Below are 19,587 nucleotides of genomic sequence, written 5' to 3' on the forward strand. Positions count from 1 at the left end.
CAGATTTCGCATGTGAAATCTTCACCGGAGAAACGATATGTGCGGTCGGTTTACGCAGTACAACTCCCGCGAGGAGTACCTGGCCTTTCTCGGAGAAGAAGCAGAACGGGATATTCCGTATGATCCTGAGCCCGTCGGCCGCTACAACGTAGCGCCCGGAACGCGAGTATTGCTGCTGAGTGAGCGCCACTCGCAACTGCATCTTGATCCTGTTCACTGGGGTTATGCCCCGGAGTGGTGGAACAAGCCCGCTCTTATCAACGCCCGGAGTGAAACTGCGGCCAACAGCCGGATGTTCAGGCCACTCTGGGAGCACGGACGGGCCATTGTTTTTGCCGACGGCTGGTTCGAGTGGAAACAGCAAAACGGCGTGAAACAGCCGTTTTTCATTCGGCGACCGCTCGTGTACTCACCGGCTGCCGCACGTAAATGGCTCAGCGAAAACACAACCGGCAAAGAGGCGGAAGACATTGCCCGTGAGGGCAGTCTTTCCGCCGAAGATTTCACATGGCACGCTGTCAGCCGGGCAGTTGGCAATCCCGGGAACCAGGGCCGGGAACTGATAGAGCCGCTATCTTAGCAGACGGTGATATCCCGGACATCCACTCACAGGGTTATGCACCGTTTCTGTGGATAACCCCGAGCCTGTTTTATCCGCCAGAACAATGACCTGGCAGGAGCCGGTAAAATTCTCCTTGCAGGACGGGAAATATCTTAAATAATACTGTATATAAAAACAGGTATTTTAAGAGGTATGCCATGATCCTTTTTGTCTCTCCCGCATCTGAGCCAGCACTGTTCACCGCACCACTTTTCACAGAGCGCTGTCCGGCAGGTTTTCCTTCACCGGCAGCGGACTATACCGAAGACGAACTGGATCTGAACGCCTACTGTATCCGTCGCCCCAGCGCGACCTACTTTGTCCGGGCCATTGGCGATTCGATGAAAGACATGGGCCTGCACTCCGGCGACCTGATGGTTGTCGATAAAGCCGAAAAACCCATGCAGGGAGATATTGTCATCGCAGAAACAGATGGCGAGTTCACCGTTAAACGCCTGCAGCTTAAACCCCGAATCGCCCTGCTGCCGATGAATCCCGCCTACCCCCCCCTCTACCCGGAGGAACTACAGATATTCGGCGTGGTGATAGCATTCATACATAAGACGCGGGGTACTAACTAATGTTTGCGCTCGCTGATGTGAATTCGTTCTATGCGAGCTGTGAAAAAGTGTTCCGTCCGGACCTGCGTAACAGGCCCGTTGTGGTGCTCAGCAACAACGATGGCTGCGTTATCGCGCGCAGTGCTGAAGCGAAACGGCTGGGTATTAAAATGGGCGTCCCCTGGTTCCAGCTGAGGACGGCACAATTCCCGGAACCGGTCATCACGTTCTCGAGCAATTACGAGCTTTATGCATCGCTGTCGAACAGGGTTATGTCTCATCTCGAGGAGCTGGCACCGCGCGTGGAGCAGTACAGCATTGACGAGATGTTTCTGGATATCCGCGGTATAGACAGCTGCATCGATTATGAGGACTTCGGCCGGCAGCTGCGCGAGCACGTGCGCTCCGGTACGGGTCTGACAATCGGCGTCGGGATGGGGCCGACCAAAACGCTGGCTAAAAGCGCACAATGGGCGTCTAAGGAATGGCGGCAGTTTGGTAGCGTACTTGCTCTGACTTCAGGCAATCCAAAGCGAACGGAGAAACTGCTCTCACTACAGCCGGTGGAAGAAATCTGGGGAGTAGGTCGCAGGATCTCAAAAAAGCTTAATACGATGGGCATCACTACGGCACTGCAGCTGGCGCGCGCGAACCCTGTATTTATCAGGAAAAATTTCAGCGTTGTGCTGGAGAGAACCGTCCGGGAACTTAACGGAGAAAGCTGTATTTCGATTGAAGAAGCGCCGCCGCCAAAACAGCAGATTGTCTGCAGCCGGTCCTTTGGAGAGCGTGTCACGACGTATGAAGCCATGCGCCAGGCAGTCTGTCAGTATGCTGAGCGTGCAGCTGAAAAACTGCGCGGCGAGCGACAGTTCTGCAGGAACATTGCTGTATTTGTGAAGACGTCACCGTTCGCGGTCAACGAACCGTATTACGGGAATGTGGCCAGTGAGAAGCTGATGACTCCCACACAGGATACCAGGGACATCATAGCCGCAGCGGTGAAAGCATTGGATCGGATCTGGGTGAATGGCCATCGATATGCAAAAGCGGGTTGCATGCTCAATGATTTCACTCCTGACGGGGTTTCGCAGCTGAACCTGTTCGATGATACTCAGCCCCGAAGCAACAGTAATCAGCTGATGAAAGTCATGGACGGTATTAACCATTCGGGCAAGGGGAAAATATGGTTCGCCGGTCGGGGGATTGCCCCCGAGTGGCAGATGAAAAGGGAACTACTTTCACCAGCTTATACGACACGCTGGGCAGATATTCCTGCCGCGAAATTGACTTGAAATTGTGGCGATTTCACCTTGAAATTCTCATCATAAATTACTTAAGTTCAATAAGTTAGATATGAAATCGCCGTGGCGAAACTATTGACTCAAATTTCTATCAAGGACCTCGTTGATAGCTTTATCCAGTTCATCCTGAACCACTTTTGACATACGGCTAAACTCATAAGTCAGCGTACGCCCTTTCACACGCTTGCGCGCGAACTTATCCTTTTCTTCAAAGGTCCAGAGTGCGGAAATTACTGACTTTTCCTTAGGAGGCGGAGCTATCAATGCCTGAGATGCCTGAGAAATCAATTTCAGTATACTGGATTTCTGTTCGTCTTCTGGTCGCTCGTAATTACTCAAAATTGCATCATGCTGACCTAAGACAGACTGAATGAGCCCTTCAGACGTTAAGCCCTTTTCACTGAGTTTTTCATTAACCTCTAACAGGATTTTATAGTCACTAAACGACAGCTCAGACTGAACCGGGAACAGAGAAATCAATTCTTGCGGTACTGCTGCCGCCTGCAGTGCCCTGGTGACCTTAGCCTGGGATAATCCCTCCAGTTCAGCAATTTCCTTTTGATTGAATCCAGACTCTTTCAAAGCCATCAATCTTAAGCCAATCTCCCGAAGGTTATGCTCTTTAGCTGTCTGGATATCTTTAGCCAGCTGGCGAGCTTCATCAGCTGATAAAAGTTCATCGGTAACCATTACATCAAGGCCTGTACGGATATAAATCGCTGAGGCTCGCCGTCTTGAACCATCCAGTATCTCAATCCTTTCACCTTGCTGAATGCCAATACAGGGGAAGAACTGCTGAAACTTAATCGTCTGGATAATAGATTTCAGGGACTCCCTAGTCAGAGCAAGTTGATCTCTTCCGTTGGTTTCCTGGTTTACGAATGTCTTACTTTCAACGTCCGATGCAGATACCCGAACAAACCTGAACGTTATCTTCCTGCCGGTTTTTAGGGTAAATACCTGACTCCTTTGGGTGTCAGTCATCTCGACCATTGACGCCTGGGTATTTAACTGTCTGCCAATGGTTTTTCTTTTCTCATTCGACATCACATACCTCCGTTAGTACGAATGAACTCAATGCGATCAAATACGGCCTTCGCAAAGTCTTCCGCTGCTGATTTTGCGCTTTTAAGCGCCTCGGTGCTTCCATCATAGGTAGCTGGATTTGCGGAAATAACTGTGTCAAAAGTCTCCCCGCAGCGCTCGAAGCCATCCAGCCTCGGCAGAACCATGTCGAGCATATCGGCACCGAATACCTCTTTGGCCTGACTATGGCAAATTTTATGATCAGGCTTGTTCAGGATTTTAGACATAAAACCGACATTTCCGGTGAGATTGCAGGTGTGCCCATCCTGTTCGATCGAATCAATAAGCGCAGGAAGGCTGGCTACAAACTTCAGGGAAGAATGAAAATCAACCGTTGCCGGTGGAAGAGGAGTCAACATCAAGTCTGCCGCTCCGATGCAGTTTTTCAGGAACGCATCGAGGTGAGGACCACTATCAAGGAAGATAAAGTCGTAGTCATACCGGAGCTTGTCGATAATGTTCTCTTTAAGCACTGCATGAATATTTTGCCCGGGCAGATGTTCCTCACACAATCCCTTCCAGCCTTCAGCAAGGAATGCATCGTCAATGGAAGCAGGAATAACATCAACGCCCGGGATAATTGACGGCACGATGAAATCGGACAGTAATTCTTCACGAGACACGTTCTGGAGCATGGCCTGAGCAGCCGTATTTTCAACCAAGCCCACTGAATTCTCATGGCTCAGGAACATTGTCAGAGATGCCTGCGGATCGAAATCGATGGCCAGAATACGCAGATCTTCGAACAGAAGCTGAGGATGAGCCCGAAAGGCATGGGATAATGAAGCGGTAGAAACTGTCTTGGAACCGCCACCTTTAAGGTTACATACAAAAATAGCGAAGGCTTTATCGAAGCGATCTCGGTACTTGGGTACTTTACGATGGAAATACAGATCGATGACGTTCTGAATCGTCATCGCGTACTTCATCGTATTGCCGGAAGGTTTCTTTTTAAAAATGTAGCCACTGGCTTCCATTTCGGCCACAGCATACTCAACACTCCCTTTGCTGAGCTTAGGCAGCTTATATAAGGCGGCTTTGCTGTATTCCTGATAGAACTCGGTGAGCTTCAATTCCTCTTTTTGCTGGCGAATACTTTCGCTCAAGGATGTCAGAAGTTTACCTGCACGTGTGGCGACTTTCCGTAACTGCTCAATATTTTCCATTTATCACCTCATGACGTTTTTTGTCATTTTGAACAAAAAGAATCATGTTGCAAGAAATAATTCATAATATTTTGATTTTACTCTCACAGGAGGCGCCGAAGATTAAATGGAGAAGAGGGCACTACGTCCACAATCATTTTGTTGACCCACAGCGCAAACCGTGAGTCTGTTCAGAGCTTGCATCTGAGCAGGAGAAGGGTTGGACAAGCTCGACGGGCGCGTCAGCCTGTCACATTGGGGTCTATCTTTTTAAACCCGGTCATGCTTAAAGATCAGTATGGTAAAGAAGGGGGACCGAACCACCCCGGAACGATCCCCTGAAGGAATGGCAATTCCGTTCTCCGTCAATATTAGCTTTTTCCGAGCTGTGATAACATATACGGGTCATTTTTCAGAGCCAGGGCTGATGAAGAAGAAAAACAGCACACCCACTCCCCATGATGCCACGTTCAGGCAGTTTCTGACGCAACCGGATATTGCCCGTGACTTTATGGAAATCCACCTGCCCGCAGAGCTGCGCGCAGTCTGCGATCTCAGCACGCTGAAACTGGAATCCGGCTCGTTCGTTGAGGATGATCTCCGCCAGTATTTCAGCGATGTCCTCTACAGCCTGAAAACTACAGCCGGCGACGGATATATTCATGTTCTGGTCGAACACCAGTCAACGCCGGACAAACATATGGCTTTCCGCCTTATACGCTATGCGGTAGCCGCCATGCAGCGACACCTGGAGGCAGGATATAAAAAACTGCCACTGGTGATACCGGTGCTGTTCTATACGGGTAAACGCAGCCCGTATCCGTACTCCACCCGGTGGCTGGATGAGTTTGACGATCCGTCGCTGGCAGGCAAACTCTACAGCAGCGCCTTCCCGCTGGCAGACGTTACGGTTATTCCGGATGATGAAATCGCCAGCCATCGCAGCATGGCTGCCCTAACTTTACTGCAAAAGCATATTCACCAGCGGGACCTGGCAGAACTGGTTGACCGGCTGGCGCCCATCCTGCTGGCCGGATATCTGTCTTCATCACAGGTAATATCGCTGGTACACTATATAGTGCAGGCAGGCGAAACATCGGACGCCGAAGCCTTTGTACGCGAACTGGCACAGCGTGTGCCGCAACACGGAGACGCACTCATGACCATCGCACAACAACTCGAACAGAAGGGTATTGAAAAGGGCATCCAGCAGGGCATCCAGCTGGGTGAACAACGTGGTATTGAAAAAGGCAAACTTGAAGTTGCCCGTACCATGCTGCAGAACGGCATTGACCGTACTACCGTCATGAAAATGACCGGTCTGACTGAAGACGACCTGGCGCAGATCCGCCACTAATCACCCTTTCCTGGCACTCCCTGTCTGGCCATCAGCGAATACTGGTAGGGCGGGGAGGCACCAGACTCAGGCTCTGCCTACCAGCAACAGCGATTAAACAGTTTCGTCACCTGTACTAAATGCCAAAGCATTCCGGTCGGCCCCCTCCCTCTCTCTAAGTAGACGGTGATTCCAGTGCATATCTTTCGTTTTTGTCCCGCGTTAGGGACATAAGGAAATATCACTCCTGCTGGCCAGCTCATCTTTTCAGCGTCACGGTGCAGCCAGAATATAAGTAGTGCTCGCCGCAGCCTTGTGACCGAGCAACGCGAGCGAACGGGCGAGGAACCGCAATATCATCATTGCTAAAATGAACTGGTACGCGCCAGTGTTTTAACACTGAAATTGCATATCTTAACGATTTTACTTCAGTGGGTTATCCACATATACAGTTCTTCGATCCAGTAATAAGATCCTTAAAACGATCCCTTTAAGATCCAAAGAAGATCCCCGGATCGCTGCAGACCCTGTCAGCTCTGTTCTTGGGGGATGATCACATAAGCTATAGAAGGATAATCATAAGCTGTAACTGGTATACAATAAGCTGTATCATGTAAAGGATATACTGTGATGAGTCAACTACATAAACTACAGTAAGTATGAGGCCCAGAAACATACCTTGGGTTGTGTATAACATGAAGCTGCTTGTACCAGGCCTTACGGCTATTACAGGTTAGCAATCAGCATTCTTATTCTTTACTTTCCCACCGCCCGGAGGCTATCTGGACAAGGACAATCTGGACATAAAAAAACTGTTTGAAGAGGTGGATAAATCCTCCGGCGAAATAGTTAACCTCACGCCCAATGGAAGTAATACGGTCCAGCCTGTGGCACTGATGCGGCTTGGTGTTTTCGTTCCCACGCTCAAATCTCTGAAAAACAGTAAAAAGAATACGCTTTCCCGTACGGATGCTACTGAAGAGTTGACGCGGCTTTCTCTTGCCAGAGCTGAAGGCTTTGATAAGGTCGAGATCACCGGCCCACGGCTTGATATGGATAACGATTTCAAGACCTGGGTCGGGATCGTCCATTCCTTTGCCCGGCATAAGGTTATTGGGGATAAAGTGGAACTTCCGTTCGTCGAGTTCGCTAAACTGTGTGGTATCCCTTCAAGCCAGTTGTCCCGCAAACTTCGGGAGCGCATTAGTCCATCGCTTAAACGCATTGCGGGTACCGTGATTTCCTTTTCCCGCACTACCGAAAAGCACACCAAAGAGTACATCACGCACCTGGTCCAGTCTGCCTACTACGATACGGAGAAAGACGTTGTTCAGTTACAGGCAGATCCGCGTTTATTTGAACTTTATCAGTTTGACCGCAAAGTACTTCTGCAACTCAAGGCTATCAATGCCCTGAAGCGCAGGGAATCAGCTCAGGCACTCTACACCTTTATTGAGAGTCTTCCGCGGGATCCGGCTCCTATCTCGCTGTCGCGCCTCCGGGCCCGTCTGAATCTGAAATCTCCGGTCTTTTCTCAGAACCAAACGGTAAGGCGTGCCATTGAGCAGCTGCGTGACATAGGATACCTGGATTACACCGAGATTCAGCGCGGCCGGACAAAGCTTTTCTGTATCCACTACCGACGTCCCAAGCTGAAGGCACCTAACGATGAAAGTGCAGAAAACCCGCTGCTGCCAGCGGCGAAGCGGGATGTCAGTCCGGAAATGGCTGAAAAACTGGCTGTCCTAGAAAAACTGGGGATCACGCTTGATGATCTGGAGAAGTTGTTCAAAACATCCTGAATATAAGCTGTAATGAGTAATTTTATTGTTGCTACACACCACAGCTTATATTAATGGCTCCGGAGAGTAACCTGCTCACTATAGTTTATATAAGCTCTGGCGAGGCGTCTCCTGTCAGTACGTTTGTACCGCTTGTCTGAAAGCTCTTATACCCGGTCTGAGAATTATTATTGGCTCGCAACGGCAGGCGTTTTCAGGAAGAAAATACTCACTGTAGCTTATGTTGCTTACTGCAGTTTATGCAGTGGGCATTCTGCTCTCCATAGCTTATGTAAATTGTGGAAAGCAGTAATGTCATTTCAGCGGTGGCAGTGTCTGTAAAATCTCAACTGCATCACGCCCGTCCCCGCTAAACGTCTCGGCCAGCGTGGCCGCTGGGTCCAGCGCAGGCACCCACATATAAACCTCCATCGAACGCGGCTCCTTATGCCCGGCCAGAGCCTGAATGACTGTCCTAGACTGCCGGTGATAGAGCGTGTGCATGGTATAGCTGTGGCGGAACATATGCGGCGTGACCGAAATGGGAAAATATACACTGTCTTCTCCGGCCCGCTTCACCGCCTGCTTCAGCCACTTGCGCATGGTTTCATCGGTGACGGCCCACAGCGGCTCAAGTCGGTGGGGCCGCGTGGCTAGGACAAACGGGGCCGAGCAAAAAGCGAAGAAACTGAATTCGTTATAGCACCTATCCATTTCCTTTCAGCATCGCGACCGCATCACTCTCAGACATCTGGAACTGCACCCGGTGCCGTGCCGCCACATCGAGCGCAAACACCTTCGTATACACCTCCGTCGAGCTGATGCTCTTATGTCCCATTAAACTCTGCAGCACCTTCAGTGGTATACCGGCGTACAGCATGTGCATGGCGTAGGAATGACGGAACGTGTGCGGTGTCACCGGCACGGAGAACGTCACCCCGTCAGCCGCTGCCGCTTCAACCGCTTCGCTGAGCCAGGTGCGGACGGTTCGGTCTGTGATCTCCCAGATACGCGCCTTCTCCGTTCTGCCGGTCCGCTTGTTACGTCGTTCAAGAGGTATTTTCAGCGTAGCCACCATCATCTCCAGCTGGCTGACGTAGTTCGCATCGGAAAGCGGAACCAGTCGATGTGCCTGACTGCCGGCGGGCGCACGGCCGGCCGTTCGGGCCGCTTTCTCCGCCCGCTGCTTGAGTGTGGCCAGCTGCACGAACGGGTAGGGCGGCGCCAGAGAAAAATCACTCCGGGTCAGCGCCAGCACCTCGTTAATGCGTGCGCCGGTGTTCCAGAGGGTTGCCAGCAGCATCTTGCGGTGGAGATCGGGGACATAGTGGAGCAGGGCGCTCACTTCCGGCGCCAGCAAATATTTTGGCAGTTCATCCTGAACAAGAGCCATCTGTCGCAGGGCCAGTGCGGCCGGGTAGTCTATGGCCACCGGCAGCTGCGCGGCCGAAAAAGAAACGCCCTGACCTGATATTGCCGGCATCATTGTTTGTTGTCCTCAGTAGACAGGTTTTGTTTACTGAGATGCTGAGCCTTCAGTCTTCCGGGCAGATCATTTTTCATGGGTTGTCTCACGGCTTTGTTTCAGTTTGCTGTAGAGCCAGCAGGGAATAAAAATGGGAGAGAAAATAATGAAGCATATGAATTTTATCAGTAATACGTCCCACTGACGTTCAGTCAGATACCGGATTTGTTTTGCCTGATATGACTGACTGGATTTCAGTCTATCAATTTCCAGCTTCTGGCTCTCACACAGACGGTGTAGCTCATCAACTCCCTTGTGCAAAGGCACAGCGATAAGGGGACAATGAAGACCTTTAGGGTACTGAAGCTCGCCTACGGTTAAGGGGATGGATAGTCTTCCGCCTGGTTCGAACCTGAATCCGATACCGTTCCAGAAGCGATCCCGACGAAGCATATTTTCGAAGCGTCTTTGCCCAGGAAATCAGCTGTATCATGATCCAGGAGCCAAGTCCTCGTCCCCGCAAATTGTAGTCAAGCATGAAATCCGAATTCGTCAGGTCGAGTTCGGTCGTGCCATCCCATATATTAACAGTCAACTCCGCTTTGTATTCAGGCTCCTGATGCCAGCCTCCCCCGTTCCAGTACAGGGAAAGAGTGCATGTGCGGCCAGCCAGTTTTCTTTTCACGTCAAGACTGCCACTGGCAGGAGAGTAGGTTTCCTTCAGGGTTCTGATGACGACCACTCTGCATGCTGGCTGATATCGATCACCTGTGCGGCTCTCAGGCAGGGTCAGCAGCCAGGCATTATTGGCTTCATCAAATTTTTGTAGATCCACCTTATATGGTCCTTTTATGGTAAATATCTTCAGCCCAGCTCCGGGAGAGCATTCGCGGGTTCAAAGGGATACCGCTTATTGTCCTGCGAGCACACCTCTATCCATTCCAGCTGTCCGTGGGTAATTACACGTGATAGCACTGACGGGCGCAGACAGTGATGCACCCGTCAAACCCGGTCTCGGCCAGTTCATCGGCGTTCTCCGGCCAGTGGAGTAGACGCCCCTCGGCGGAGATCTCGTAAAATTCACACTCGCAGTCCAGGTCGTCGGTCTGAAAGTCCGTCCCGGTTACTCCGTCCGGCATCCGGTACCGGAATCTGACCGTATCAAACCTTCCCATACTTTTGCTTCCTTAAATTGTTGAGAAATCCCGCCTCTGTAGGCTTCAGCGGTCGGCAGCAAGTTCCTCAGCCAGCTTCACGAACCCTTTGTGTTCAGCCTGCAGGTAATGGCTGTAAATCCGGGCATCACGTTCAATCAGTCCTGATGAATTGCCGGAGAAATAACGCTGGAGTACCGTAATGCAGTGATTGTAGGTATCAAGATCGTATTCCCAGTCACCCAGTTCACCGGACGCATCCAGTTCCTGACGGAACAGTTCGTACTTTTTCTGCAGAATCTTGAGGCCGAGGTCAGTGGCCGCATGAAAATTATTTTCTCCTGGTGAGGAAATCGCGTTGCGGATTTTTTCGAAGGCATAACTGAAATCATTTCTGTCATTGAATGCCGTAAACATATTTCTCTCCAGAGCAAATAATTCTCATTTTAATGATAACGTCACGTAACCATTCCATCCCGTCACCGTCGGAATGCTGATCGCCCTTGTATTTCCGTGCTGTAAAAATCACACCACTGATAATTAGCCAGCATATAGCCATTCCAGTAAATTACCCTTTCCCTGCTTCCGGTTGATCCGACTTTCTGCGTATTCACGAATTTCGGAAGTGTGGCACGGGAGACCGGGCACCGCAACCGCCATTTCTGGCGGGGGCGGAGGGTCACCGGCAGTGGCAAAAATACAACATCTGGTGGCAAAGGCAGCCGAACGGGACACCACATGTAGTGGTGCCGGGCCGTGGAGCGGGGAGGGGGTTCCGGGAGATCCGAAACTGGTAATTTTCGGATCTGTACCTGAAGACATCAACAATGTGACCTGAAAAGCTTAGTTCTCCTTGCACACTAAATTATTTCTGGTACTTTCTCAGCTTATAAACTTAGAAATAAGTTTATAAGCTGAGAAAGCTAATTTAATTATTTTTAGTGAAACGTACAAAGGAAGAGTGCTATGCCTACGAAACATATAGATGACCAGACAGCGGCTGAGCTGGACGAGCTGTACGTCCGCTGTGTCACCCTGACACAACAACCGGTAAAAGAAGTGGAAGTGCTGCGCCTGGCTATCCAGAAAGGTATCCGGAACATTGCTGACGACGATATTCTGGCATCACCAATGGCGGTAAAGAGTACCGTCTGGAAGGGGCTGGCGGAGGCTGTCTGGAATGAGGTTACCGCCGGCTGGCCACAGGAAGCCATCACAGGCGAGAATTTCGATGCACTGGCTCAGACACATTCGCAGACATGGCAGCGTTTTCCCAGCGCTCTCTGTCGCAAAGCCTTGTATGACGAGCTCTGCAGGGAAAATTATCGGTTACAGGACACCATGTTCACGACGGACGACGAGCTGTTCCCGGCTCGTGATTTAGGTCTGTCGGACGAAGAAGAACGGGCTTTAGAGGAAGAAACAGAACAACTGGATAGGCAATACCAGGCTTCACTTCCGGCGCTAAATGGCCGTCTTTACTCTGACCTGACGGCACATGAAAAAATGCTGGCGTGGCATTACACAAAAAGGGTCAGTTTTGAGCCGGCCGGGAACGGGGATTTCCTGGTTAAGGTGCCGTCAACGGAAGCCGGCCAGTGAAGCTCTGTGCCCGGCAGTGGGAAACCAACCAGAAACACGCACGGATGGTTTTGGGCTGGCTGACTGCCGGTGCGGCCGGTGGCGGTGTGGCCGTCCTGTCTGTGCTGCTGGTCGTTCTGTTTTATCAGGTTGCCGATAGCGGCAGCGCCGCAGACTGGATAGCTTCCGTCGCCAATGTCGCGATGGCCATCACCGCGGTATGCGCTTTCATCGTGGCCCGCAGCTGGCTACCCCAACTGACGACCCAGGAGGGCTATAAACTGGCCATTGAACTGGTCAACGAGCATTACATCTGGCTAGGCATACAAAACAGTGTAATGAATGACGTTTGCCTGCCTGTGCTCTATATCCGGCATCAGGTCGACAGGGAAAGTCTTAGCGGATCAACAGTATCGGCCGGTGAACTGATAAAAACGCTTGAGCAGGCTGTCCTGCGGCACAAAATAAGACGCGACAAAATGGATCAGATACGATTTCGCCTGAACACCTATGGTCTGTGCGTAAGCCATGAATATGAGCATCGCTTTCAGGCGCTGGACACAGCCTATATGCATGCATGTGACGCGGCAGCATCAATACTGCAGATTCTGAAAGAGACGCAGGCACTCTCCGAACAATATCCGTCCACTGACTCACCACTGGAAGTAGGTGCGATGACGCGTGAGTTGTATTTGCCGTTCTTGATACAAGCCAACGAAATATACGAGAAGGTGGATAAACAATTCCAGGAAATGATTAAAGTACATGGCACTATTTTCACTGACGGCCCGAGTATCGGAAAGCTTTTCAAAGTTATGAGGTAACTAAAAAAAATGATATAATATTTATCCAATCTAAAAATATTCTTCTGGTTTTGTTTGTGGTTGTGCAATTCGTTCTGATCGGGCCTGCCGTGATCTAAACAAATGACAAAAAAAACGAGTGATAAAAAGAGGGAATGATTAATATTGCCAATGTTTTAACACGCTTTATACAACTTTGCATCCTCGGTTTCCCCGTGCTCATGCTTGTGCAGTGTGGTGGAGTGATGGTCGCGAGTAAGGATGTCGCGCCCGTCGCGGCACCAGTGGAAAAAACGAGTCGCACACTGGGCGATATCGCAGACAGCCAGTGGGTTTCGGACTTAACGCCATACTGGGGGCTGATCTTGTGCATTATTATCATAGTTTTTGCAGTGAGCCTGGTGGTGAAGGATGAATCAGACACCGCCCGGGCAGCACGTAACAGGGCACAAAAATAATGGGCTTACGGGGTATTTTTAACACGGTATGGATTGTGATTTTCCTGGCAGGAACATTGATGGTTGTCGAGCGTCTGGTGTGGGTAAATGCAGACAATTACCCCGACTGGCTGGCATACGACCTGAGCTCACCGCCGCTGGAGGGCCCGGGTAACCTTGAAAAGGCTGCGGCGTTCTTCGATAAAACCTGCGGAGATAATCGCGGCCAGCTGAGTGTCAAAAACAAGGAGAACGGCATCTTCATGCGCTGCGATGACAGTGTCTCCCTGAACTCCTGGTTTAAAGGGGTATACCATCTCAGAACAGAGGCTAACTGACGTAATAAGGCATGATAACAGCAGAAAGTGAATAATAAAGATAAGCGCCTGTATATTAAATTCATCTCTTATGCTTTATGGATGAGCAGGCGCAACCTCCCCGAACTTTCGAATAACATCTGAAGATAAGGTGTCTATTTATATTTTCTGCCGCAATTTCTTCTGATTCTGTAAAGGTTACTTACATTAAGTAAGTATATTTAACCTAAATTTTCCCGGGAGATACCGATAATATATCTTGTATATATCGGGGGATGAATGAACGACTTTCATAATTTAAGTATCTTTATTGAAAAAAAAGACAAACACGCTGCCATGATGGTGTTCCGAAATAAATCAGAGTTTGCGGCCAGAAAAATTCTGAAAAAAATAAAGGTCAGGGAGATACCCGGCACCGGAAAAATATTCTGGCATAACGTCCAGCGCTGGTTATTAGCTGCCTGCAGCCAGGAAATTAAGCCCATAACTCCAGTGACCAGCAGCTGTTCCACCGTTCGGGTACAGAACGATATTGTTGAGAGCCTAAAAACTGCACCTGGGAGCGGCTACCCGGGCTGGCCATCCAGGAAGCCGGCACCTGGTCTCTCTCCTTCCGCTGACGTATGTGCCTGGCCAGAAGGCTTGCCGCCGGTTCATGCTTATATGGCCGACTGGCATGCTATGTCGAGCCAGGCCTATCCCTCTGGGAGCAAAACACCTGCAGAGAAACGGCTCCCCCCTGCAACCAGGGCTCCACGTCACCCTGCAGCTGACCGCCCGCAGATAAACGGGATTCTTTCCTGCAGTGTCCCCGGGAGTCAGACGTCCTTGTCGGGGGCCGGGCGCGATTATGAGCGTCGTTCCGGCGTTCCGCATTGCAAAAAGGTATCAACCGGCTGGCAGAATCAACGGCTCAATACCGGGTCCTGCTCACTTCATTACATGATTACCTGCCGCCGCCGGATTCTGTCACTGGCCATCCCGGTCAGCGGTCAGTTTTACGGTAAAACGAATGCCTCGCGGCAGCTTCAGCACAACGGGTTTGCCCGGCGTCAGCTGAATACGCTGTGCGGGCACCGGGAAGGACTTCACTACATCCCCGACCAGAGCCCCGTTCACGTAGCGTTCCGTCCCGTAGTAATTCACGTCGCCGCTTATCTCGACCGTGCGTACCTGCTGACCCGGCAGGACGTTGATGCTCATTACCGGGGCGGCGAACTGTCGATCCAGGGTGTCCCGCCAGGCATGTCCGGGCAACGGCCGGAGAGAATACAGCATGACATTTCGGGCGTTCGGTTGCGGGGCGAGACTGTCTGCCGGCACCGTTATTTGTGTTTCACCCGAGACCGGGGACTGCATGGCTGTCGCCAGATACAGCGGCCGGGAAGATTTCTGGCCAGCGGTGCAGCCCGTCAGGGCCAGGCTAAGAAGTACCACGGCGCGCATACTGTGTTTCATTTTCGCTATCCTTTATTGTGGGGAATTCCTCAAAGTGAACCCGAAGTATCGGCACGTTGCGGGTAAAGTTCAGTTCATGCCCGCCAGGGCATAAAGGCGCCAGCCGGTGCTGAAGATAATGCCGTAGGTAACGGGCGCCGTGACCCAGCTACGCCGGTTGCATTCTTTATAGGTTTCACCTGTCTGACCCCCCTTCGGGGTTTGAGGGCCAATGGAACGAAAACGTACGCTAAGAAGATAATTCGCTGTTTATATTGAAATTTAATGCTCTCATTTCTCCCTTCAGAATATCCTCCGGTAGTGTGAACGTATAATGCCCCAGCATATTGATATGCCCGTGCACCAGTGGGGATAACCGGGCAATATCTTCATCCCCGGTTTCTTCTCTATTACTGCGCATCCAGCTCAGCGCTTCCTGCATATAAAGCGTGTTCCACAGCACCACAGCGTTAGTAACCAGGCCCAGTGCACCCAGTTGATCTTCCTGCCCCTCACGATAGCGTTTTCTGATCTCACCGCGCTGCCCGTAGCAGATCGCTCGCGCCACAGCATGGCGGCCTTCTCCCCGGTTGAGCTGCGTCAGGATCCGCCTGCGATAATCTTCATCATCAATATAATTAAGAAGGTACAGCGTCTTGTTGACGCGTCCCACTTCCATGATCGCCTGCGCCAGCCCTGACGGGCGCGAGCTTTTCAGCAGAGAGCGAATGAGTTCTGAGGCATGGATAGTGCCCAGCTTCAGCGAACCGGCGGTTCGCATCATCTCATCCCACTCATTCTCTGCCTTCGACAGATCTGCGCATCCCCGCGCCAGCTCATCCAGTGCACCGTAATTTGCCGATTTATCTAGCCGCCAGAATACGGCTTCCCCGGCATCAGCCAGACGGGGGGAAAACTGATATCCCAGCAGCCAGAACAGGCCAAAAATAATGTCGCTGGCACCGGCAGTGTCTGTCATGATCTCAACCGGATTCAGCCCTGTCTGCTGCTCCAGAAGTCCTTCCAGCACAAAAATAGAATCCCGCAACGTGCCGGGTACAACGACGCCGTGGAATCCAGAGTACTGATCGGAAACGAAGTTGTACTAGGTGATGCCACGCCCGGAGCCAAAATATTTTCTGTTAGGCCCGGAATTGACGGTTTTCACCGGCGTTACAAAGCGCATGCCGTCAGCTGACGCCACTTCGCCACCGCCCCAGCGACTGGCAAGCTCCAGCGTGGACTGAAAATCAACCAGACGGGCATTGGCGCTGACCAGCGTTTCTGTACGGAGATAATTCTGTTTCACCCAGCTGAGCCGGTGGCGGGTCAGTGCCGGTATGTTGTGCTTTATCAGCGGCTCCAGCCCGATGTTGCAGGCTTCGGCCATCAGGACCGCACACAGGCTGAAGTGCAGATCCTGCGCCCGTGCCCCTGATTCACTGACATGCGTAAATTCCCGTGTAAATCCCGTACTGGCGTCGATCTCAAGCAACAGTTCAGTCAAATCTACCGGCGGGAGCAGTTGTCTGACCCGGCCGTTGAGACGATGCAACGACGGTGGCTCCTCCAGTTTCTCCAGGCTGCTGATGGTCAGGGAAGGATATTTACCGTCATTGCAGATATGGACCTCCGCATTTCCTTCAAAGCGGGATGCGACTGCTTTCCAGGTCTCATCCAGCTGAACGGCCAGCTGTTGTACGCCTTTATGTCCATCGGTGGGATGTCCCAGCGCCCGGCAGACAGGGACTCGCTGAGCCTGCCATTCTTCCCCCAGCAACAGCTTCTCGCGGGGATTTCCCCAGCGATCGCTGTTTTCGAGCCAGATGTCCCGGCGTCGCAATGCATCCTGAAGGCGTTCCAGCAGACAAAGTGAGTATCCGGCTCGCTGTATCCGGCCCTCCGCATCGTACACCAGACGTTTCCAGGAACCGGTAATAATATGTTCAGGCGCATCGTCCAGGATGCGTTTTTTCGATCCGTTCAGTTCGGTCAGATAATGAATCGCGGCCAGCGTATACTCTCCGGCTGGCGCAGCCTGGAAATGCAGGTCGCGCAATACCGCCGGAAGAAAACGCTTTACCCGGCCGTACTGCTCCACCATTTCGTCATGGAAATTATTGTTCTGTGGGCGGGCAAGCTCATTAACCTTGCTGACGGATTCTGCCAGTCTGTTCTTGGGTACGCAGTTGAAGATGACCCGCCTCAGGTCTGGATCATCTGCATTATCATCCAGCAATAACGAACATGCCCGCGCCAGTAACAACGCAGCCCGATCAAGATCTTTCAGCGTCCTGAGTCGTTTTTTCTGCCCGGTTTTCTTCGCCTCGCGGGTAATGTCCAGGATCAGCATATCGAGCACGTCAACGGCCTCATCAAGCGCTGTTGTTTCCTGCGCTTTAACGAATGCAGTGAGTATGGCAAGCTTTCTCTGCTGTGGCATCCGCGCTATATATTTTACCGACGCCATGCCAGCATAACGCGCCAGATTACGCAGTTGTATCGCGGGGAGGCTAGTAAATTTCAGCCGGGAAAACTTAAGGTTTCGCAGCCGAGTATATCGCTCCAGCGCTTCGGTAAATGCCGGACCGCTGACGGTGACTGGTCCCTTTTTCAGTTGCTCCAGCGGTGAAATTCGCTGTCCCTCAGGAATGTCCAGAAGCTCCGTCACGCGGGCGGTCTGCCAGCTGTCCGGCAGCGCAGCCAGTTTTTTCCACAGCCGCTGATTTGCCCGTTCGCGTATTTCACTGACGAGACGTACAAGTGTGGTTGCGCCAGGCAGTAGAACCTTATTCTGAAGCAGCCACGCGGTGGCAAAATCAAACATCAGACCGGGCCGCTCATTACTGAGCCATGCCCGGGTGTACAGCAGGCGCTTCAGGCGAAAAGACCATGGAAAATCACCAAATTCATGGTAACCATAATATTCCTTAATCAGCGCAGTATGCTCTCTGAGGGTGGTATCCCGTTCTGCGTAGCGGGAGAGGACTTCCGGACGGCGGATATTAAGCTGCACAGCAACAAATTGCTGAACACCCGGCAGAACCCGGGTTAAATCCGTCAGAAAGGTGCCCAGAAAACGGGCGCTGGTAAGCTGAAGCGCTATTCCCAGCCGATTATGCCTTCCCCGCCGCTGGTTAATGAAATTTTGGGTACACTTCTTATGCGACTTTTTGGTTATGCTCGGGTCTCAACCAGCCAGCAATCTCTCGACATTCAGATTAAAGCGCTCAAAGAAGCGGGAGTGAAGGCCAATCGTATCTTTACCGATAAAACATCGGGCAATTCTACTGATCGGGATGGGCTAGACCTGCTTCGCATGAAAGTGGAGGACGGTGATGTCATCCTGGTAAAAAAACTCGATCGCCTTGGCCGTGATACTGCCGATATGATCCATCTGATAAAAGAATTCGACGCCGTGGGCGTAGCTGTCCGATTCATTGACGACGGTATAAGCACCGACGGCGAAATGGGAAAAATGGTCGTCACCATCCTTTCCGCCGTCGCCCAAGCTGAGCGCCATCGTATTCTTGAACGGACCAATGAAGGGCGCCTGGAAGCCAGGCTAAAAGGTATCAGATTTGGCCGCATGCGCACGGTAGACAGACAGCAGGTACTGAGTCTGCACGAACAGGGAATGGGAGCAACAGAAATTTCCCAACAGATGAGTATTGCCCGCTCGACTGTCTATAAGGTCATAAATGAGTCCCATCAATAGTTAAGGACTTAGTCTTTAGAGTATTTAATACAATAACCATTCCCTGCCCTATGGACATAAGCAAACCCTTGTCTGCCAAGGTGCATACCTCCAATGAGCAGGTTATCTTTGGCCACTTTTTCCAGAGTTTTTTTCCGTGTGTCTTCAGCCTGAACAGGGTTATCGTCGAATATGATGGAAACATCTGGGTGTGCCGACTGGATGTATGGGTAATGGACAATATCTCCCCATATCAGCAGTGTCATATCACCTGAGTCGATTTGGAACCCGGTATGGCCCGGCGTATGCCCCGGTAGCCATACAGGTTTAATACCTCCAGCTATTTCGCTGCCGTCCGTATAGCGGAGCTTCTGTGCATAGGCAGCCAGAGTGCGACGGGCCAGAGAAATATTACGCAACCCTCGCTCGTTTGCCTCTCTTAGCCTGCTATCATCCGCCCAGTATTTAGCTTCGAGTGGGTGCAGGTAAAGTTCAGCGTTTTTATATACCGGGTCTCCTTCAGCATCCAGCAGGCCGCCTATATGGTCAGGGTGACAGTGCGTCAATAAAAGTGTGTCTACGTCAGCAGGAGATATCCCTGCAGCCCGAAGATTTTTTTTAAGCATCCCTCCCGCGTTGTAAAGACCTCCGGTACCGGCATCAACCAGAATGATGCGCCCCCGGCCACGAATGAGATAGCAAGTGATATGGATATTGCCCGGCTCATTAATTCCGTTGCTGTGCTGTATTTCCCCTGCATCAGATGTTTCAATACCCGACAGTAAATTCAGGCTGCCCGCCATGTTGCCGTCACTCAAGGCAGTAACCAGAAAATCACCAATCTGACGGGAGATGAAGGAAGTATGGTTCATAAATACCTCAG

General features: G+C 51.3%; 17 protein-coding genes and 3 pseudogenes. 10 read left to right on the forward strand and 10 right to left on the reverse strand.

The genetic code is table 11. The annotated features are described in order from the left end of the window. The first annotated feature begins 37 nt into the window (after window positions 1-37). The 3 genes from WFK85_RS20705 to WFK85_RS20715 all read left to right on the forward strand — a co-directional run bounded on the left by WFK85_RS20705 (window position 38) and on the right by WFK85_RS20715 (window position 2,456). Complete coding sequence (locus tag WFK85_RS20705) at window positions 38-580, forward strand: SOS response-associated peptidase family protein (RefSeq protein WP_336709138.1); 543 nt, start codon at window positions 38-40, stop codon at window positions 578-580. A gap of 179 nt (window positions 581-759) precedes the next feature. Beyond that, window positions 760-1,182: a translesion error-prone DNA polymerase V autoproteolytic subunit gene (umuD, locus tag WFK85_RS20710; protein WP_336709136.1), complete on the forward strand. Its 423-nt coding sequence runs from the start codon at window positions 760-762 to the stop codon at window positions 1,180-1,182. Further along, window positions 1,182-2,456, forward strand: a complete 1,275-nt coding sequence (locus WFK85_RS20715; RefSeq protein ID WP_336709134.1) for a Y-family DNA polymerase — start codon at window positions 1,182-1,184, stop codon at window positions 2,454-2,456. Before umuD ends, WFK85_RS20715 begins: the two co-directional genes overlap by 1 nt. 81 nt (window positions 2,457-2,537) lie before the next feature. Here WFK85_RS20715 and WFK85_RS20720 read toward each other — a convergent pair whose 3' ends face one another. Beyond that, window positions 2,538-3,512, reverse strand: coding sequence for a ParB family protein (locus WFK85_RS20720; protein ID WP_336709133.1), 975 nt, complete (start codon window positions 3,510-3,512; stop codon window positions 2,538-2,540). Then, complete coding sequence (locus WFK85_RS20725; protein WP_336709131.1) at window positions 3,512-4,717, reverse strand: AAA family ATPase; 1,206 nt, start codon at window positions 4,715-4,717, stop codon at window positions 3,512-3,514. Before WFK85_RS20725 ends, WFK85_RS20720 begins: the two co-directional genes overlap by 1 nt. A gap of 406 nt (window positions 4,718-5,123) precedes the next feature. On the opposite strand from WFK85_RS20725, the gene WFK85_RS20730 reads away from it, so the two are divergent. Then, window positions 5,124-6,053: an Rpn family recombination-promoting nuclease/putative transposase gene (locus WFK85_RS20730; protein WP_336709130.1), complete on the forward strand. Its 930-nt coding sequence runs from the start codon at window positions 5,124-5,126 to the stop codon at window positions 6,051-6,053. Here the strand turns inward: WFK85_RS20730 and WFK85_RS20735 are convergent. Beyond that, window positions 6,050-6,239, reverse strand: a pseudogene (locus WFK85_RS20735) (DUF2913 family protein); the annotation flags it as partial. The gene WFK85_RS20730 and the pseudogene WFK85_RS20735 overlap by 4 nt on opposite strands. 605 nt (window positions 6,240-6,844) lie before the next feature. Here WFK85_RS20735 and WFK85_RS20740 point away from each other — a divergent pair. After that, window positions 6,845-7,834: a RepB family plasmid replication initiator protein gene (locus WFK85_RS20740; RefSeq protein ID WP_336709193.1), complete on the forward strand. Its 990-nt coding sequence runs from the start codon at window positions 6,845-6,847 to the stop codon at window positions 7,832-7,834. 294 nt (window positions 7,835-8,128) lie between these two features. Here WFK85_RS20740 and WFK85_RS20745 read toward each other — a convergent pair. The 4 genes and pseudogenes from WFK85_RS20745 to WFK85_RS20760 all read right to left on the reverse strand — a co-directional run. Next, window positions 8,129-8,476 (reverse strand): annotated as a pseudogene (locus tag WFK85_RS20745) (site-specific integrase); the annotation flags it as partial. Window positions 8,477-8,519: 43 nt separating this feature from the next. After that, complete coding sequence (locus tag WFK85_RS20750; protein WP_336709129.1) at window positions 8,520-9,299, reverse strand: site-specific integrase; 780 nt, start codon at window positions 9,297-9,299, stop codon at window positions 8,520-8,522. A 331-nt stretch (window positions 9,300-9,630) separates the two neighbouring features. Then, on the reverse strand, window positions 9,631-10,113 hold the full coding sequence (locus WFK85_RS20755) for a hypothetical protein (protein WP_336709127.1): 483 nt from the start codon (window positions 10,111-10,113) through the stop codon (window positions 9,631-9,633). 385 nt (window positions 10,114-10,498) lie between these two features. Next, a complete protein-coding gene (locus tag WFK85_RS20760) occupies window positions 10,499-10,849 on the reverse strand; it encodes a hypothetical protein (protein ID WP_336709125.1) in 351 nt (116 codons plus the stop codon). A 549-nt stretch (window positions 10,850-11,398) separates the two neighbouring features. Between WFK85_RS20760 and WFK85_RS20765 the strand changes: the two genes are divergently transcribed. The 4 genes from WFK85_RS20765 to WFK85_RS20780 all read left to right on the forward strand — a co-directional run bounded on the left by WFK85_RS20765 (window position 11,399) and on the right by WFK85_RS20780 (window position 13,591). Further along, entirely contained in the window at window positions 11,399-12,034 is a 636-nt protein-coding gene (locus tag WFK85_RS20765) for a hypothetical protein (RefSeq protein ID WP_336709123.1), read from the forward strand. Continuing rightward, window positions 12,031-12,837 carry a hypothetical protein gene (locus WFK85_RS20770; RefSeq protein WP_336821304.1) on the forward strand — a complete coding sequence of 269 codons (807 nt, stop codon included), beginning with the start codon at window positions 12,031-12,033 and terminating at the stop codon, window positions 12,835-12,837. Before WFK85_RS20765 ends, WFK85_RS20770 begins: the two co-directional genes overlap by 4 nt. A gap of 134 nt (window positions 12,838-12,971) precedes the next feature. After that, window positions 12,972-13,274, forward strand: coding sequence for a hypothetical protein (locus WFK85_RS20775; RefSeq protein WP_336709120.1), 303 nt, complete (start codon window positions 12,972-12,974; stop codon window positions 13,272-13,274). A gap of 59 nt (window positions 13,275-13,333) precedes the next feature. Further along, complete coding sequence (locus WFK85_RS20780) at window positions 13,334-13,591, forward strand: hypothetical protein (protein ID WP_336709119.1); 258 nt, start codon at window positions 13,334-13,336, stop codon at window positions 13,589-13,591. Between the two features lie 948 nt (window positions 13,592-14,539). On the opposite strand, the gene WFK85_RS20785 is transcribed toward WFK85_RS20780, so the two are convergent. Next, on the reverse strand, window positions 14,540-15,028 hold the full coding sequence (locus tag WFK85_RS20785; RefSeq protein WP_336709117.1) for a hypothetical protein: 489 nt from the start codon (window positions 15,026-15,028) through the stop codon (window positions 14,540-14,542). A gap of 229 nt (window positions 15,029-15,257) precedes the next feature. Further along, window positions 15,258-18,152: pseudogene (locus WFK85_RS20790) on the reverse strand (Tn3 family transposase); the annotation flags it as partial. Window positions 18,153-18,170: 18 nt separating this feature from the next. Here WFK85_RS20790 and WFK85_RS20795 point away from each other — a divergent pair. After that, window positions 18,171-18,725, forward strand: a complete 555-nt coding sequence (locus WFK85_RS20795; RefSeq protein ID WP_442892338.1) for a recombinase family protein — start codon at window positions 18,171-18,173, stop codon at window positions 18,723-18,725. Between the two features lie 8 nt (window positions 18,726-18,733). On the opposite strand, the gene WFK85_RS20800 is transcribed toward WFK85_RS20795, so the two are convergent. After that, on the reverse strand, window positions 18,734-19,576 hold the full coding sequence (locus WFK85_RS20800; protein WP_336709115.1) for an MBL fold metallo-hydrolase: 843 nt from the start codon (window positions 19,574-19,576) through the stop codon (window positions 18,734-18,736). Window positions 19,577-19,587: the final 11 nt, after the last annotated feature.

Source organism: Cedecea sp. VD22, assembly GCF_037150195.1.
Lineage (GTDB): Bacteria > Pseudomonadota > Gammaproteobacteria > Enterobacterales > Enterobacteriaceae > Cedecea.